This window comes from Natronorubrum thiooxidans, assembly GCF_900156475.1.
GTDB lineage: Archaea > Halobacteriota > Halobacteria > Halobacteriales > Natrialbaceae > Natronorubrum > Natronorubrum thiooxidans.
Map to the genome: position 1 here is coordinate 1 of NZ_FTNR01000029.1, position 16,244 is coordinate 16,244.

At 50.9% G+C, this 16,244-nt stretch carries 14 protein-coding genes and 1 pseudogene; 8 read left to right on the top strand and 7 right to left on the bottom strand.

Features of this window, described 5'->3' with window-relative positions; all coding sequences use genetic code 11:
* Nucleotides 1–737: 737 nt before the first annotated feature.
* Nucleotides 738–2,279, top strand: a complete 1,542-nt coding sequence (locus tag BW940_RS20950; protein WP_159440199.1) for a ribonuclease H-like domain-containing protein — start codon at nt 738–740, stop codon at nt 2,277–2,279.
* A 178-nt stretch (nt 2,280–2,457) separates the two neighbouring features.
* On the top strand, nt 2,458–3,402 hold the full coding sequence (locus BW940_RS19755) for a hypothetical protein (RefSeq protein ID WP_076610884.1): 945 nt from the start codon (nt 2,458–2,460) through the stop codon (nt 3,400–3,402).
* Between the two features lie 158 nt (nt 3,403–3,560).
* Here BW940_RS19755 and BW940_RS19760 read toward each other — a convergent pair whose 3' ends face one another.
* A complete protein-coding gene (locus BW940_RS19760) occupies nt 3,561–4,247 on the bottom strand; it encodes a hypothetical protein (protein ID WP_143823966.1) in 687 nt (228 codons plus the stop codon).
* Nucleotides 4,248–4,750: 503 nt separating this feature from the next.
* Here BW940_RS19760 and BW940_RS19765 point away from each other — a divergent pair.
* Nucleotides 4,751–6,052 (top strand): outer membrane protein assembly factor BamB family protein, encoded by a 1,302-nt coding sequence (locus BW940_RS19765; RefSeq protein ID WP_084776837.1) that lies wholly within the window; start codon nt 4,751–4,753, stop codon nt 6,050–6,052.
* A 241-nt stretch (nt 6,053–6,293) separates the two neighbouring features.
* Here BW940_RS19765 and BW940_RS19770 read toward each other — a convergent pair whose 3' ends face one another.
* Complete coding sequence (locus BW940_RS19770; protein ID WP_076610887.1) at nt 6,294–6,941, bottom strand: J domain-containing protein; 648 nt, start codon at nt 6,939–6,941, stop codon at nt 6,294–6,296.
* Between the two features lie 3 nt (nt 6,942–6,944).
* The gene (locus tag BW940_RS22585; protein ID WP_084776838.1) at nt 6,945–8,078 is read right to left on the bottom strand and encodes an HNH endonuclease signature motif containing protein; all 1,134 of its coding nucleotides are present in this window, start codon (nt 8,076–8,078) and stop codon (nt 6,945–6,947) included.
* Nucleotides 8,079–8,443: 365 nt separating this feature from the next.
* Between BW940_RS22585 and BW940_RS19780 the strand changes: the two genes are divergently transcribed.
* Nucleotides 8,444–9,040, top strand: a complete 597-nt coding sequence (locus BW940_RS19780; protein ID WP_076610889.1) for a hypothetical protein — start codon at nt 8,444–8,446, stop codon at nt 9,038–9,040.
* A 44-nt stretch (nt 9,041–9,084) separates the two neighbouring features.
* Here the strand turns inward: BW940_RS19780 and BW940_RS19785 are convergent, their stop codons facing one another.
* From BW940_RS19785 to BW940_RS19800, 4 genes are all read right to left on the bottom strand, one after another.
* Nucleotides 9,085–9,750: a recombinase family protein gene (locus BW940_RS19785; protein ID WP_076610896.1), complete on the bottom strand. Its 666-nt coding sequence runs from the start codon at nt 9,748–9,750 to the stop codon at nt 9,085–9,087.
* Nucleotides 9,751–9,832: 82 nt separating this feature from the next.
* Entirely contained in the window at nt 9,833–10,048 is a 216-nt protein-coding gene (locus tag BW940_RS19790; RefSeq protein WP_076610890.1) for a hypothetical protein, read from the bottom strand.
* Nucleotides 10,049–10,386: 338 nt separating this feature from the next.
* Complete coding sequence (locus BW940_RS22725; protein WP_076610891.1) at nt 10,387–10,755, bottom strand: DUF7344 domain-containing protein; 369 nt, start codon at nt 10,753–10,755, stop codon at nt 10,387–10,389.
* Nucleotides 10,756–10,814: 59 nt separating this feature from the next.
* Entirely contained in the window at nt 10,815–11,111 is a 297-nt protein-coding gene (locus tag BW940_RS19800; RefSeq protein ID WP_159440200.1) for a hypothetical protein, read from the bottom strand.
* A gap of 1,274 nt (nt 11,112–12,385) precedes the next feature.
* Between BW940_RS19800 and BW940_RS19805 the strand changes: the two genes are divergently transcribed.
* The 4 genes and pseudogenes from BW940_RS19805 to BW940_RS19820 form a co-directional block, all read left to right on the top strand.
* Nucleotides 12,386–13,321 carry a hypothetical protein gene (locus BW940_RS19805; protein ID WP_076610893.1) on the top strand — a complete coding sequence of 312 codons (936 nt, stop codon included), beginning with the start codon at nt 12,386–12,388 and terminating at the stop codon, nt 13,319–13,321.
* Nucleotides 13,321–14,208 (top strand): hypothetical protein, encoded by an 888-nt coding sequence (locus BW940_RS21320; RefSeq protein ID WP_143823967.1) that lies wholly within the window; start codon nt 13,321–13,323, stop codon nt 14,206–14,208. Before BW940_RS19805 ends, BW940_RS21320 begins: the two co-directional genes overlap by 1 nt.
* Nucleotides 14,209–14,503: 295 nt before the next feature.
* Entirely contained in the window at nt 14,504–14,695 is a 192-nt protein-coding gene (locus tag BW940_RS19815) for a hypothetical protein (protein ID WP_076610897.1), read from the top strand.
* Between the two features lie 3 nt (nt 14,696–14,698).
* Nucleotides 14,699–16,150, top strand: a pseudogene (locus BW940_RS19820) (class I SAM-dependent DNA methyltransferase); the annotation flags it as partial.
* Nucleotides 16,151–16,244: the final 94 nt, after the last annotated feature.

Consider the following 16,244-nt stretch of genomic DNA (forward strand, 5'->3'; position numbering starts at 1 on the left):
GTCTTCGTGTATTTCACTGTCTGCTTGCTGCTGGTGTTTGGACACATCTTCAGCAAGCAGACGTTCTAACTAACCGGCTTTGTGAAGTACTGAGATTGCGTATTCGAGTCTCAAGCGCACGGTCATTATGGATTGGAACAGTATCTCGTAGAAATATGGTGGCAGTATATCCAGAGAGCAGCGTTACGATCGCCACTTGAGCACCACCAATCCAGAATCTGGTCGGGAGGCAGAACCTCCCACAATACCAAGAAAAGGCGGGAGATGCTGTTTCTAGATAGAGATCAACGATATAGAGTAAAATAATCCCAATACTACCCGCTCCAAATATCCATTTCATAAAACGGGGGATAGCAAATTGGGTTCGTAGCTGGCGGTGGTCGGGTAGGACAGAATAGAACGTGACAACCGCGGCCAGAATAGTAAATACGAACAATTCAGCCATATCAGAAAGCCCTGAGGGAACACCCGTATTTGTTCCGATAGCTCAATCAACACAAATGGGGTGCCGGTAAGTTAGGATGATCTCCACTCGCAGAGTCGGAACCTCCCAAACAAATCTACGAATCCCTTCTTTGTCGAGGTTTTTTGCCGGTGGTTCTAGCCAGTGAGCGACGGTAGTCGGCGGTGATAGCGCGCGCATCACTGTCCAGTGCCGCGTGACTGTGACTCGAGAATGTGGTCTGTGTCTGTGACCTCTCACTGTGACCCAGCCAGTAATGAAGCGAGGTGTGCCTGTGGCACCGCCCGTTGATCACCTCAGGCTAGCCGGCTTGGGCGGGGCGAGAGCGATAGTATTGATGCGAATGCTTGTAGTCCAGGAACTCACAGCAGAGAACAGGATGAAGGTGCTTGCGGTGTCGGATTGGCGTGTTCAGGATATCAACCTCCTGTACGAGGTACTCGATAGTCGTGATGATATCGACGCAATAGTGTATGCCGGCGATGACCTAGACCGATTCCACGATGGAGATACAAATCATCTCGCTGAACTGGGAGCAGCCACTACCACTGGGAACGTCTTCGCTGTCCGCGGTAACGATGACTTCCCGAGTACAGCTGCGCCTTTATTCGAGGCATCCAACGTCCACGACGTTCACGACGAACCGTACGTCATTGACGACACGGCGTTCATCGGCCAAGAAGGCAGCTTAGAGAATACTCCCGGACATATTCTCTATTCGGAAGACGAGATCGAGACATACCTCGCTCAGCAGTTCGAGGCCGTCGCGGATGCGACGCAAGTGTGTCTGATTACTCACACACCACCGTTCGGCACGCTCGATTACGCCAAGCGCTTTGGCCAGCGTCCAATCGGTTCACACGCCGTCGCAGACACCATCACCACTTATTCACCGACCGTAATAGTATGTGGCCACTGCCATCTCATGGGCGGGCGGACAGCCGTCCACAGCGGCGTTCCTGTCCTAAATATCGCCTGCCACGATGATCTTGGCGCCGATGCACGCTACGCTACCATCGACCTCTCAACATCCGACCCAGACATAACCACTGGGACACTTCCAGACATCCCCAAATCGGAACTGCTACGGCTCATTCAAGTCGGCCCCAGCCGCCTCAAACATATGGAGGAGCAGGCCATCGACACCCTCGACGACATCACACCAGCGAGCAGACGGACGCTGATTGACCTCCCTGGATCGAGTGCTTGGCACGCTGACCGTTGGCTTGCCCAAGCTGACGCTATCCGAACCGACAAACCCATCATCTACACCCCCGAGAACCTCTCACCGGTTTTCGACGATCCGGTACTGCTGTTTGACCTGGAAACCGACCTCGACCAACGGCAAATATTCCTAGCCGGCTTCTACGACACCACTACTGACACCATCACACAGTTTTTCAAACCTGACGACGAGGAAGAACTGCTCGCAGACCTGCGCGCGTTCGTCGCTAATTACGACGACCCGACGCTCATCTACTACGGCGGGAACAACTTCGACGAAACTCGACTTGAGCAATCACTCAGTACCCACGGCTTCGAATCACTCAGGTCTCAAGTCACATACTGGGATCTCGGGATTTACATCCAACAGGAACTCTTCGGGGACTTTCCAGACTACCGCCTTGGAAGCGTCGCGACGAACGTCAGCGACTGGACGCCAACCAGCGATCTTGACGGCTTCCTCGTTGGTTTACTCTATACGCAATACAAAAATGACGGCTCGGAACCTGAGTGGGACAAACTAAAACAGTATAACCGAGAAGACCTCCGAGCCCTCAATTCCATCATCGAATTCATCACCAACACAATATGAGAGAATCGTCTCTGTGTTGTCAAACCTGTGATGGTGGAGCATTGACCACTCACAATGAGGGGGCCCGGTTTCATTTCGACAATGAAGATCACACCCCAGAAACGCTTTTGCGCTAGCCGGTTCGGCTAGCGTCAGCCATACTCCAGTATTAAGTGAACTTATTGATAACCAGCAGAGTATGTCTTCAGAACAAGGTTCACCATTCAAATTCCTTTGGCAATTCCGATACCCGTTCGCATACTGGGACAATCGACTTGAGAAAATCAATCCCTACAACGAACAAGACCGGCTGGAGGCGCTGTACTCGCTCGTTCAGCTTACAGATATCTATGCACACATATTCGCAGCCTATGTTCGAAACCCTGAGCAGCCCTGGTTCTTCGTCAAAGAGAACACCTTCCGAGGGGATATCGACGGCGTCTTGGACAAGTTGCGGACAGAAGGAATGGCAACAGTAGGAACACTTTCGGAGAATCCAGAAGGGTTGGCCACGTTTGAAGCGAACGAAGAGTACGATCTACATGAGCTAGATGCGATTGCAGGTGCGTTACTTGGTTGTCCTTTCACAGTCGATGAGGAGACAGGATCAGTCGAATTTGACGAATCTCCAGATCTTCACAGAGGGGTTTGTAATGCCATACTGGATTTTGCTGAGAATCATACGGCTCTTCTCAACGATTTCAAACATGGATTCCGTATTCTCCCGGTTACCCCCGACGGCATTGAACACATAGTCGGCTCATCGATGTTGCTGGATGAGGGCGATGAAGATGCATTTGAGGAGACGCTCGATCTGCTCAGAGAGGAGCTCGAAGAAGCTGAGTGGGGGTTCTGCTTTGCCCGAATGCATACCGAGACTGCGGACTATGGATACGATATTCAGTTGGATGTCTACCAGGTCGATGCATGGGCTTGTTACAAATTCGCGGAATTGACCTTGGACGCCTTGCACAACCTGATCTCACCGAATGGCGGTAACTACCTTGAGGAGAGTCTCGCAGAAGTTCCTGATTTGGTGCTTGAAAACGAGGCGACCATCATGGAACATGTACTGGGGGTTTCTACACCTCTCAGAGATGACCCAGGCACTGTTGTTTCCAAGGATGAATTCCGTTCTGATTAGAGATTGATGACAGTGCAGGCTCAGATATGTAATCTTCCGATGTCGTAGAAGGCAGGGACGCTATTACAGAACCGAACTCTGTAGGCTCGATGGTGAATATTCTCCCCCGAGAATCATCCCTTACGATCCTGCATGTCGGATTCTGATTAAATAGAGGCTTATTCGCCACTCATCGAACGGAGGACGTGATCCATAACCTGTGATCCCCCGGCGTGATCGGCAAATGTGAGTACTTCGTTGGCAGTAGTGACTCCCACATACTCGTCAGGAAACATGAACAACATCATGATCGCATTCGCTGTTGGGTAAAAGAAGATGTTCTCACCACTCTCGGGGTCTATCGCGTCATCAAATGAAACTGGATCAAGAACTCTCTGATAGAAATCGCCGAGGGCTGCTGGGTTTTCGTTCAGCTCACTCACAAGGTTTTCTCGCTCCTCGTCGTCAATTCGTAGGCCAGCATCCGTATCGTGGGCCACGTCTTTGTCTCTTAGATAGTTCTCCATTTCATCCATATCTGCTCGCCCAACGATATCGAGGCTCAGATGTCCTTCTGGGACTGGTGTTGCAACGGATCTAATGTATCCGTAGATCTCAGCTACGAATTCTTCAGGTGGAACGGCTTTCTTCCCACTAGTTCGGTCATCGTCATCTTCGCGTGTGACATGGTAGAGGATGGAGTTTTCGTCGAATGCGAGGGTGAAGTGGCGACTGTTCCAGTCGTTTGTGGCTGAGAACCCGTTTGTAGTCGGGGTGACCCCGAACGTGTCACCGTCGAAGCGGATGGTGACATTGTCATTGGTCGTATCGACGTAAATGTCAGAGCTTGGATCGAAGTTGAACACGGTCACTGGCCATGCTTGCCAACTAAACGTTGTTTGAGAGCGCACTTATTCCTATTTGTTCAGTTTCGTGTTTGTGTACAAACGCACAACTGAATCGGTGTGAAGAGATTGAACTGGGTGTTTATGATGGTTTGAGATGAAACACCTATCTGGTGATGAGTGTTATATTTCACGAAAGTCTAGACAAGCATGTAATATGAAGACAGAATGTGATAAGACAGAACATGGAACGTCTGGATGTCCCAAGAGGAATATCGAGAACTTTCACGAGAAGTATAATCCTTGGAACAAGAAATCGTTCTGCAATTGATGGGCGACTGCGGTCTCCGAATTGATGAAATCCTCAATGTTACCCCCCAACAATATTGACCGGATGAGTGACGGTACCCACCACAGCCTCGAAGTAGTCGCTGGAAAAGACACGACCTGCTCGTTTCTCAAGCTGGCTCAACTAGACAGTGCTATCAGTAGCTATTTATCCGCTCAATAGTAATTCAGTAAAAATGAACGGTAATTCTTATCGTCGGGTATTCCTCGGAACTAGTGTAACAGGACTTATCGGAGGACTCGCCGGTTGCTCTGGCAGATCAGAGTCCCCTCAGACGGACGAGACACCTGATTCCTTAAAAGACGCAGAAGAAGCGGATGAGTCAAATTCAACGAATACTGCTGAAGAAATCAAAATCACCGGTGAATACCGCACCTACGGATACTCATCCATCCGAGACCATCACGGTAGTGATGAGTCACCATTGAATTCTAAGCGATCGCTTCGATCAGTCTGGGGCCATGACGTCAAAGCCAACCAACAACCCATAATTTCCGAGGGTACAGTGTATCTCCCTGGATCTGATGGGAAACTCTATGCACTTGATGCAACCACAGGAGAGGAATTATGGACAAAAAGTACGGATTTCTATCTCGGCGCAACGCCGACTGTGGACAGAGAAAACATATATCTCCCAACTGGTTCGAACAAGATTCGATGCTTTCGTCGATCAGATGGACAACCAATTTGGGATGCAAACTACGGCTCTAGCGTAGACGTCCCTGTTTCTGTCGTAGATGACGTCGTCGTTGCGAGGGCAGACCAGCTCATCGGGTTGAGTGTTGATCGGGGCAAAGAGGTGTGGTCACTCGAAGATCGCGGCGATAGATGGGATGATCCAGAAACGTACCGATTCACCCCCGCAGTTTCTGACAATACAGTCTACATTCCTGGGAGAGAGGGAATCAATATGATAGACGCGCCAACCGGCGATCGGAAAAATCTCATTCATATGCCAGAAGAGCACAGCGGCACTTCCGGTTCCATTATAAAAGAAGGAGAAATAATCCAGCCGATGGGTATCGAATCATATCCAGGAAAAGTCAATAGTCAAATCGTGAATTATGGTGTTGGTGTATATTCGCCTACGGAAGGCCGAAAGTGGGTCAAGCCGGATATCTCAGAGGACGGAGCATCAGTGGCTGTAGTTGACTCAGTACACATCTATACATACGTTCCAAATCGTGGTCTGCTAGCGCTCTCTCGTAAGGACGGGAGTGTCATTTGGGAAGTTGAAGAATGGGGGATGCCAGTAATGGTTGGTGAGGGTGATTCCCGACAATTGATTTTTGCATCACGTGAAACGGACTATCTCACCGAAATATCGAGCTATACCCCAGATGGAGAGAAACTGTGGTCTGAAGAACTTGAATTTGGAGTCTCCATGAGGCCTGTTGTTGTGGATCAGAGCGTTCTGGTTAGCGGCGATGGGGGTACTTTTATTTTCACTCTCCAAGAGGGACAACTTCCGTCATGAGGGTGTCATAGAACAGTTCGCATACCAAGGAGCAGGGTGAACGCTGAGGTGGATGAGTTCAGCGACCCTGCAAAATGACCCTAAGTCGAATTATCAGTTAGCAAGTGGCAGAAGGTGCTGTACACGTTCCAGTCCTTCTGACCGTCTCCATCGGCATGATAGCTTAGAGTGAATATTGAAACACTAAGAAATGTAATCACAACTGGATACGACAACAGTCGCCGCAAAAAGATTGAAGATACTAGAAGGGTGTCCAAATACGTCGATTAGTGTCGAGAAGCCATTCCGACCCAACAATAGTGGCCCAGCACACAGCGGCAGTCGCAGCGGTGATCACAATATTATTGAAGCTCATACCTCCCTCTAGCCAAGCACCTATCATGAACATGGAGAAAAAAGCTGGAATAGAAACACACGCACCGTAGGCCACTACACGCTCAATAAACTCCGCATCCGCAGTATTGGTTGGAGGGGCAGTATTGGCGGTTGGCCCTGCCCCAGGTTTCCAGACGTGTTCAGCAGCATCGTGACCGCGTGTGTTCGCTTGCCAATTTACACCAGAGTCTGTCCCGGGGTTGGAGCCAGCGGTTTGTCTCCGTTGTTTCTGCTTTGTTCGGTCGCGCTGGTAGGCGTCTTGTGTCTCATCGCTCGATCCGTGCTGCCGGTCATCAATGTACTGTCCATGACCCAATCGATCGTAGCGTTCTCGTTTCTCAGGATCAGAGAGGACATCATAGGCTTCCTTGATCTGGATAAATTGCTGTTGCGCATTCGGATCGTCGTTGTGGTCAGGATGCTTTTCTTTGACAATCTCTTGCCAGGCTTGCTGTATGTCGGACTGGTCTGCGTCTGGCGAGATTCTAAGTCGGTCGTAGTAAGTGTCAGTCATCGGTTAATCGAACTTTCTCCCATGGCGCGCTTCGTGGCAATTGCGGCACAGTGTGCGGAGATTCTGCGGGTGGTCTTCTCCTCCTCGACTTCGAGGGTTCTGATGATCTACATGAAGTTCCGCGTTGCCCTGTCGGGGGCCACCGAGTGCGTCACAGTTTCGACACTGGTGACCGTCGCGTTGACGGACAAGTGTCGCGAGCGTCGCCCAATCATCCGGATACGGCGGGGTCTCTCGATTCAACTTTGCTTTCTTCGGCGTCGTACCAGCGAACCACGGAACTAGGCGCGTCGGTGTAGCTATTGGTGACCGCCGGATGTAGAGTCGTCCCCGGGAGGTCGGATACAGCAGGGATAAGTGCTTCAAATATCTGATTGTAGTCCGGAGGGTGATCGCGATGAAATCAGCGATCGATGTCCGACGGTTGATTCTCCCCGGGCCGGGCCGGGTAAATGGGCGAACCACCAAGAAGAACAGTGATGCTACCGCTAACGGCACCCACAGCAAGGCAGTAATTCCGACGCGAGCGGGTTTGCTCAATGAAGCGCGTTTCCCGCTTGGAACGAGGTCGTCCTCCAGTGGCCGGCTCGCCATATCACCGCCTTCGAGCGCTTGGAGAGCACCGTTGAGAATGTCCGATTCCAAGTAGTAATCTTCGTCCGTATCAAGATTGTCGCGTTCGCGAGCCTCACGAAGAGCCGTGAGGACTTCCGTCCGCGGCGTGACGAGGTCTGGACGGTAGTATCCGATTTTTGTGAGCGCGGTTGCTGCCGCGATACGCTCCTTTTTTGACTCCGATCGAAGTGACGCGACCATCAAGTCTGTCCCGTCTCCGAAGTCCTGTGGGTACCACGTCGCCAGGTTCGAGACAATATAGAGAATGTTCGCTCGGATGAGTGGCTCCGAATCGTCGAGACGGGCGAGAATCGCCTCGCTCGTTGACCGGAGTTCTAGCGGCGCTGCAACGCTTAGATGGAGGAGCGCTGCTGACGCCGATTTCCGTGTCACTATATCATTTGACACTAGTAGTGGCGGCAAGTCGGATAAGTGTCCTATTGCTGCCTGTGGATCATTTTCAGCCAGAGAGGCAATTCGGTTTGCCTGCTCTCGTTGATCAGTTTGTCTCCTATTTACCATCTATATTGAAATTCATATTGGACTGTTATATCATTTTTGTAATCTGACCTCTGGTGGCTGGTGATTGGATGAGGGGACTCGTCGAAGACGTATTGGATACACATGAAATGGATGATGTGGTCGTTTCTGATTCGAAGATTGGTGGTGACCCGTTTGCCTCCGACGAGAAGTAAAGTCAGTTTGGGAGTCTGTTATCAGATTCCCAAGCAGAGGCAGATTCTCGGCCTGTACCCAAGTGATCTAATCCCTATCTCCTCCTGTACTGTAGATCCCCAAACTGACTCCAGAATTAACAGCCCCTGAATCAATAACCACCATTTCAGCATTCCCAACGTTTTATCCCCACATGTTGCCACTCTTCCAACATGGATAACTCGCAAGAAGAGAGGCTGAAAACGCTCGGTATTCTCCCCTCACAAACAAACAACGAGACTGACGAGGAAGACGATACGCCTCCGAACTACATTATGGTGTGTCACGAATGCGGACACCGGATCACACGAGAACGAGCCTGTAAAACCACCCGAAAAGCCAAGTCCGGTAAGATGTGGTGGAAAGGCTGCGAACATCCAATCTACTTCGCTCGTAATGCTATCGATGGTTTGCGCGACAAAGATGTCCTCGAAGCACTCATTCATCTCGATACAACCACCATCACTATCGAAGCTGAAGAGTTCGAGCGCCTGGACGTGCACGTAGATCTCCTCGACGAACCCGACGCACACCTTATGGACATCACTTATCTCGGATTCAGCGATGAGGCTGAACTCGAGGAAGAAGAAGACGGACACTTCCCGTTCAATCGAGGTATACTCAGGACTGGATACCACAAAAATGACGATACTGACGATTTGGAGCTTATCCAACCAAAAATGGAAGCGATGATAAAAAGCGTGAACGATAATCTGGGAAGCGACGATACAACAGTACAGCTGCTTGAACTCTCTACACCGAATGTGTAAGCCCTACTGTACTTTTTAATGCTCATCACACCAGCAAGTGCGAGTTAGGCCAGACCGTAGAGTTCGGGACGGTCGTTGATGGACGCACGGATGGTGGTGCGGGTGGTATCAAGCTGGTCAGCTGCTTTCCGTTTCGACAGGTTCTCACTGACCACGTCATTCAACACAGCCACGACTTCGTCGTAGTGGGGGCCCTCGACTAGATGCCCCTCATCTTTCTCATACCCCAACGGGGCTGGGCCGTGGCTATACTTTTCTTCTTTCTGTCTCACTGCAATTCCCTCCTTGGCCCTCTGCTGTGCCATTTCCGCTTCGAGTTGGGCAAACACACCGAGCAACCGAAGCATCGCAGACTGGAAGGGATCAGAGTCGTCTGGTAGTATCTCGAAGCCTTCGTTGATAATGTGCAGTTCTACGTTGGATTCATCGACAACACGTTCGACTGTGCGGTCGAGATCGCGGATGGAGCGAGCGATGCGGGAAACTGATTTCACGACAACGACGTCAACACTTCCGTTCTCGACATCGGCCATGAGGTCGATGTAGCCTTGCCGGTCGGTGTTCCTTCCAGTTGATTTGTCCTCGTAGAACTCGATAGAATCGAGAGGAGCATCAAGACGATCTTGGACGTAAGTGCTAGTGGCGTCGCGTTGCCGTTCCAGTGATTGGTCGTCTGTGCTGACGCGGTGATATGTTGCAATTCTAGTCATTCTATACTCCCATGTTCCGGTCTTATAAAAGATAAGACTTACTACCAGACTGGTAGAATACATTGGAGCACTCCGCAGAGAATCAGCCGTGACGTTCTTCGAAAAACTCCGTTGCGTGCTTCTCGCAGAATAGTTCCTCACTGACTGGGTCTTGCCATGTCGCGTCACGATCACACCGACTGCATTCCCCGTCCACTGACTCGACTGGCCCCCGGTCGCCCAGATCAAGCGACTCTTCGACGATTTTCCGCGCTTCTGCATCCACATCCCAGTCGTCTCTGTCGGGAGGATCGTCCATGCCTATCAATTCGCTGCGACTGCGATAAAAATCAGGGCTGGTGCGCGTACCATAGGTCGCTCTTGACCCAGCCGACACGCCAGGACTTGGTAGGCTCGAGACGCTGATTATCGTATTTATTCACAACACGCTGGAGTGCTCGCCGTTCACGCTACCCGACGAAATCGACCCGGATCACGACCAGTGGCATAGTCGATAGGGGTCGATTGTTGGTGTGCGCGAGGACGATGCTGGCCGAGAAACGGGCGACAACATAGAGTCTCTCGTCGAGTTCCAATTTGGGGGAGTCATGTGGTTCCGCTGGCGCGATCGCCACCAGCAATCGGCGACTGCGAGCGTTAGACGAGTTCGTCCTCGAACGCCACGGCTGCTTGATGCAACACCATCAGTTCCGGGCGCACAGTCACGACTTTCGATTGGCGGTCGTAGTCTACTGCTCCAATACCATCGTCAGTACTCAGAACACAGATATGACTCTGAGTGAGAGCAACGTAACACGCAGTCCTGTTAGTGCCGTCCGACAACCGGTCTGCTAGCGTACCGACCGGCACGTCGTCCCCAACTTCAGACTCGGCGAGAAACCCGACGACACGCCGTCTACGCTCGTTAGATAGGACTCGATAGCCATCCTCTGGATTGATCGATGTAGTAGCTGGGTTGTCGGTCTCTTGTGATACGGTGTCTCTGATTCTGTCAAGCAGACTCATCAATTTTCCCTCAATCGAGTCTGCGAGAGGACTAGGTATAAAAGCGAAGACCAGGTGTCTTACCAACCCGATTCGACCAATTCGTCTTCCGCGCAGACATCACAAACCGGAGCATCGATCGACTCAACCTCTTCGTCGTGCCGGGGCGTTTCGCCACCCAAATGACTCCACCCTTTGTTGGTTAGGTGGACGTATTCGTGACCGACGCCCCCGCGCTCAACCATATCTAAATTTGCGAGATTATCGAGAGCAGTTCGGTGACGAGCAGTGCTGTATTCGCCATTCAGGCGCTCGCCGACTAATCGTTGCAGACGGTGATAATCGATCGGGTCATAATACGCTACAGTCTCGATCATCACATGTTCTATCGACTTTTGCATCATATCGTTCGACCAACTGCGTATTGTCTGAATCGAACTCACACACCTTGTATTTGATTTGACTAAACACCTTTTGGGGAACCCCAAATATGTCAAATGTATGTTTGAAAGAGGTCTAACTATGAGGAATCGACTCTCAGAGGGGATTCGATGCAAGATTGGGTAGAGATTGACCCATCGATACGTCTGGATCAGAGAACTGAACGGAAAAATGAGTCGCACCAACATTGGGCAATCAAAGCTGCACTGATTGACCGCTTACGTTCCAACTCAGCGTATGTAGGGGAGATCGATGACGAGAGGAAGACTGAAGACTTGATTGGAGATATCAGGTGTAAACTCTCCAAATCACCTTCTGATGTCCCAAAACGATTTGTGATTGAAGTCCAGACTAATCGTTCCGATAAAGACGTCGTTGATGCTACGAGACGACATCTCCGGTTCGGCTTCGCAGTTTACTGGGTTTATCAGGTAGATGCAGCTAACAAACGCAGGGAAGCCGAGGCCGCATTAACGAAATACATGTCAGCACCACCATCCCTAGGTGTTGCATCTCTTCCCGAAGGCGAACTCAGATTGGGTTCACCAATCACGTGGGACGAGTTTGATATGCAATCCCCCAAGATGAGTTGTAATGAACTCTACATCCCCACTTACGCTCGGTCAGCCCAGTGTTTCAACCATGGAGTCTTCAAAATCGACGATCAGCGATTCACTATTTATCGGTTCTTGAATCGAGAGGCACTTTACGTGAGCTGGCATGGAAGCGATGGTCAACAGACCTTGCCTCAAACTTCACCTTGGTCATGGCCAGAGTTGAGTCAACGTCTCAAGGAGGGCGAACTCAGTCGCATTTCTCCGGTCGCTGGACGACCCTGACCTTGGTTCAGAAACCTGTTTTGTTCTTTGATTCTCTGCATAGTAGGGGTATTTTTGTAGGACTGAAATGTTCTGGAATAGCATTCTGATGGGACTGAGACACGAGTGAAACGGCAAATAAGGATTGAAATTTCAGCCCTTGGTTGAGAAGGACTCGAACACCTTCTGACCAACCATTGTTGGTAGGGAAGGGTTTTACTCAACCATGTATTAGGGAAAATCAATCAATAATGTCAAACCGCTATTCAAATCAAGGATCGAGTAAGCCCGAAGATGCAAATCATCTCCATCATGAGACAAAAGATGAGGAGCGTTGCGAGGCCGTTTGGGATGATCTAGCTGGATTTGTCCAATACTGTGACGAACACAATATGGACGACGCACAGACGGCTTGTGCTGTCCTTTTTGCCGAGTCAATTGCGGAGCAGATGGCACACGACAAAACCACCATTGGGGATGTAACCTTTGACCTCATCGCCGGACATCATCACCTAAATCAGTTCGTTTCACGGCGACTACTTGAACAAATGGAGGCGCTTGAGGTTATCAAGCCACCTACGATTATGGATCGATGGACTCGAAAAAGGAAACAGCAGATCGCCAGACGAACGCTCTGGGATCTTGGTAGTACATCCAAAAAGTTCCTGGATCTCACGTATATCCGTGGCTACGAGCGAGTCAAAAGGAACGCAGGGCCACATGCGCAAACGAGTGACTCCCGTGACCAACACGGCGACCCAAACGAGTCGATCGTCCATCGATATTTCGTACGCGCTGGAGAGCTTTTCTACCGTCACGTCAAAGGGTACGAGGATGTCCGAACCTATGTTCGGCTTGGTGACTTGACTGACGTCGATAGCAGTGTGGCCAATCGACGTCTGGATATCGTTGCCTATGACGCCAACGGAAATATCATAGCTACCGCCGAAGCCGAACGGCATCCGGTCGAGTCAGCGGGTGTCGTCCGAGACGCAGAAGCGATGGCACTGGTTCCCGGGGACACAGACTGGATTGTCTACGCAAAACCCCAACTCAACGACCTCCTGAACACGCTTGACCAGCACCTTATCACACGACCAGACGGAATTCCGGGATGGGCGAAGCGGAGAACTGGCAAACCCGATGCCATGGATCGGCTCCGCCGTGTCTGGAACCATCCGGATGGGAGTATACCGCGTTTGGAATCAGAGATCGTCACGGAGGTCTTCTCAATCGACAATCTCAGGGCACTCTTGAAAGAGAACGCCCCCTATATTTTCGAGCCAGTCGATCCGAGCGGCATCACATGGGTTGGAGACGATAACTGATGGTCGAGAATCCAACGACGAGTGATGCAGACGAAACACCGGGGAAATACAGCAGCGATGACCCCATCACGTTCAACAATCTGCTGAATAACCAGACCGACGCAGATCGAGATCCGCTAAAATTCCAGAAGAACAGAAGCCCCAAGCATCCAGATATTGCTGAAGCGAACGAAAAACAGCAACGAGAAGACTCGGCTAGCCCATCGCCTTCTTCTCAGGCGAACAAAGAGAAAGAATTCGACCAACAGCAGAAGCAGTTGGCAGAACAGATTCTCCGCCAGGATCTTCGAGGACGCGGGCCATCTATAGAGTACGGAAGTACCACTACATCACATTCAAACCCGAGATGGTACTCGCTGCGACGGACGTCCTACAATGGCTGTGAGTACTACTACCTGATCTGTGAACGATATGCATCGACGTTTGAAGCCGAGGCCGTCATTATTGACTTCGGCACAGAAGTCACGTTCGCTCCTCTCACACCCACTCGTCAAATCCTGCATGACGCAATAGAACAACAACGGCGTGATGACTTTCGAGATGGCCGTAAACCCGTTCAGCGCCTTCGGTCAGAGCAGTTGGATGCACTCAAAACAAGTTATTGTGATATCGTCGAGCTTCGCTTGTTCGAAACTAGAGAAGGTGCTGAAGGGAGACATCGAGAGCCTGTTCCAATTGATGTGTACAATGAGTTTGTGGCGACAGAAGATAGATTTCAGCGAGTTTGGGACGAAGTTCTTGTCCCGACGCTACTTCCTCGACAAAGAAACGTCGTTGCTCAATCGTTCATCAATGCACTTGCTTCTGAATCTGATGTACCGTCATGGGTCTGGCAACAGGCTTTGACGACAGCACTACCAATTGTTGCGACGGTCGATTTCGAATAATCTCGCTCTCTATTTACCGTATGATAGTCTTCAGGCGCGGCCAAGGATCTGGAAAATGCTGCTTCACGACATGTGCGCATAGCCACCATCTTATAGAGGTAAGGTGAACGAGACTGTTAGTGAGCAAGCTGTTCCCCTTGTCTTGCAAAGGGTAGAAGCACACAGGTGTTACCCGTGTTTTGTACGCCCTGAGCCGGTTCTAAGAGGAGGTTCCATATTTTCGTTACCGTGAGGTACACTACATAGTCTAAGTAAAGACTATATGGGGTTAGTGATATTTCTCATAGAACTGACGATGGCCAGCAAACAAATCGGTCGAAACACAGGCCGGTCGGGACGAATCAACGTCTCCGGTGCCGAATTGGATAAGCTTGATTTGGCCATCGGTGACGACATTGAGGTTGATGTAGTTGATGCGAAAGAAGTTGCCCACGCACTCATCGACAGCAAGGACACTGAACAATTCCTTATCGTGACCCCCGCCTAATACATGCAAACGTCACTCACCTACCGTACGAACCGCGATCTGTTCTCGAACTACTACCTTGATGAGCACCTCCCAGAGACGGAGGAGTGGGATGAAGTTACTGACGACGAACTTCGTGAAGCTCGTGAAGAAATCCTTGAGCTCTGGAACCGAGAAAAATCGACAGCTCCGAAACGCAACGAATCGCAACTCGAAGAGAAGTTCATCCGTCCGATGTTCCGGAAACTCGGGATTCCCTTCGAGGTCGAGGAGAGTACTAGCCGAACGCAGCGACGTCCGGATTACGGCTTCTTCGAGTCGGAAGATGCAGCCCGAGGTGCGTTCGAACGGCGGGAGGAGGGTGGCGATTTCTACAAAAATACGGTTGCTGTCGCTGACGCGAAGCGGTGGGGTCGCCCTCTCGACACCCGGGGTAGCGGCGAGCACGAGCGCGACTTCGAGAACCCGAGCTATCAGATTCACGTCTATCTTCAAGAGACACCAGCACGGTGGGCCGTTCTTACAGACGGGAAGAAATGGCGACTCTACTACGGCCCGACAAGCCACCGACTCGACTCATACTACGAAATCGACCTACCAACGGTACTTGAAAAGGGGGATCTTGAGGACTTCAAGTACTTCTACCTCTTCTTCCGTCACGGGGCGTTCCTCGAAGACACCGGTGGAGATTGTTTCCTTGACGATGTATATGGCGAGAGTAACGTCTTTGCTCAAGAGTTGGGAGAAGATCTTCAGGACAACATCTACGAAGCAATCAAAGTCCTTGCTGAAGGATTCATACAGCATCCCGACAATGACCTCGGAGAAGACGATCTCGAACGAATACACGATAGCTCGCTCATCTACCTGTACCGACTCATCTTCGTCCTCTACGCCGAGAGCGAGGGCCGAGACCTACTCAACACGAACAACGACATCTACGAGGAGTCGTACAGTCTGAACTCGCTCAAACAGGAAATTGCAGAGGAACTCGACAGTGCAGACCCCAAATACCGGGGCTGGCAGGATAACCTCTGGTCGCGCCTCGAAGAATTGTTCAAGCTCATCGACCAGGGAAGCAAATCACGCGGTATTCCCGAAGAAGATCTTAACATTCCTGCCTACAACGGCGGCCTATTCCGTACTAATCCCGACGAGGACGACAGCACCGAAGCTCGGTTCCTCGCCACACACGAGGTTGGTGACTCGTATCTTGCGAAGGTCATCGAACTGTTGACTCGAAGTGCCAATGGCAATGGTGGGAAGATCTTCGTTGACTACTCCTCGCTTGACGTCCGTCACCTCGGGAGCATCTACGAAGGACTGCTCGAGTATAAACTCAACATCGCTGACGAGCCATTAGCACTTGATGATGGAGAGTACGTGACCGCCGCTGATGGGGATGAGGTAATTGTTGAGGAAGGCGAGGTGCACCTTACTACTGGCTCTGGGGAGCGAAAGACGACGGGCTCATACTCAGTACTTCACAAAGCCGGTTAGTTAGAACGTCTGCTTGCTGAAGATGTGTCCAAACACCAGCAGCAAGCAGACAGTGAAATACACGAAGACC

Bases quoted from the DNA above. Each gene is read 5' to 3' on its own strand.
- BW940_RS19805 (WP_076610893.1), top strand. From the start codon at position 12,386: ATGGACGACGCACAGACGGCTTGTGCTGTCCTTTTTGCCGAGTCAATT.
- BW940_RS22725 (WP_076610891.1), bottom strand. From the start codon at position 10,755: ATGAGTCTGCTTGACAGAATCAGAGACACCGTATCACAAGAGACCGAC.
- BW940_RS19765 (WP_084776837.1), top strand. From the start codon at position 4,751: ATGAACGGTAATTCTTATCGTCGGGTATTCCTCGGAACTAGTGTAACA.
- BW940_RS19815 (WP_076610897.1), top strand. From the start codon at position 14,504: ATGGCCAGCAAACAAATCGGTCGAAACACAGGCCGGTCGGGACGAATC.
- BW940_RS19785 (WP_076610896.1), bottom strand. From the start codon at position 9,750: ATGACTAGAATTGCAACATATCACCGCGTCAGCACAGACGACCAATCA.
- BW940_RS21320 (WP_143823967.1), top strand. From the start codon at position 13,321: ATGGTCGAGAATCCAACGACGAGTGATGCAGACGAAACACCGGGGAAA.
- BW940_RS19790 (WP_076610890.1), bottom strand. From the start codon at position 10,048: ATGGACGATCCTCCCGACAGAGACGACTGGGATGTGGATGCAGAAGCG.
- BW940_RS22585 (WP_084776838.1), bottom strand. From the start codon at position 8,078: ATGGTAAATAGGAGACAAACTGATCAACGAGAGCAGGCAAACCGAATT.
- BW940_RS19780 (WP_076610889.1), top strand. From the start codon at position 8,444: ATGGATAACTCGCAAGAAGAGAGGCTGAAAACGCTCGGTATTCTCCCC.
- BW940_RS19755 (WP_076610884.1), top strand. From the start codon at position 2,458: ATGTCTTCAGAACAAGGTTCACCATTCAAATTCCTTTGGCAATTCCGA.
- BW940_RS19800 (WP_159440200.1), bottom strand. From the start codon at position 11,111: ATGATCGAGACTGTAGCGTATTATGACCCGATCGATTATCACCGTCTG.
- BW940_RS19770 (WP_076610887.1), bottom strand. From the start codon at position 6,941: ATGACTGACACTTACTACGACCGACTTAGAATCTCGCCAGACGCAGAC.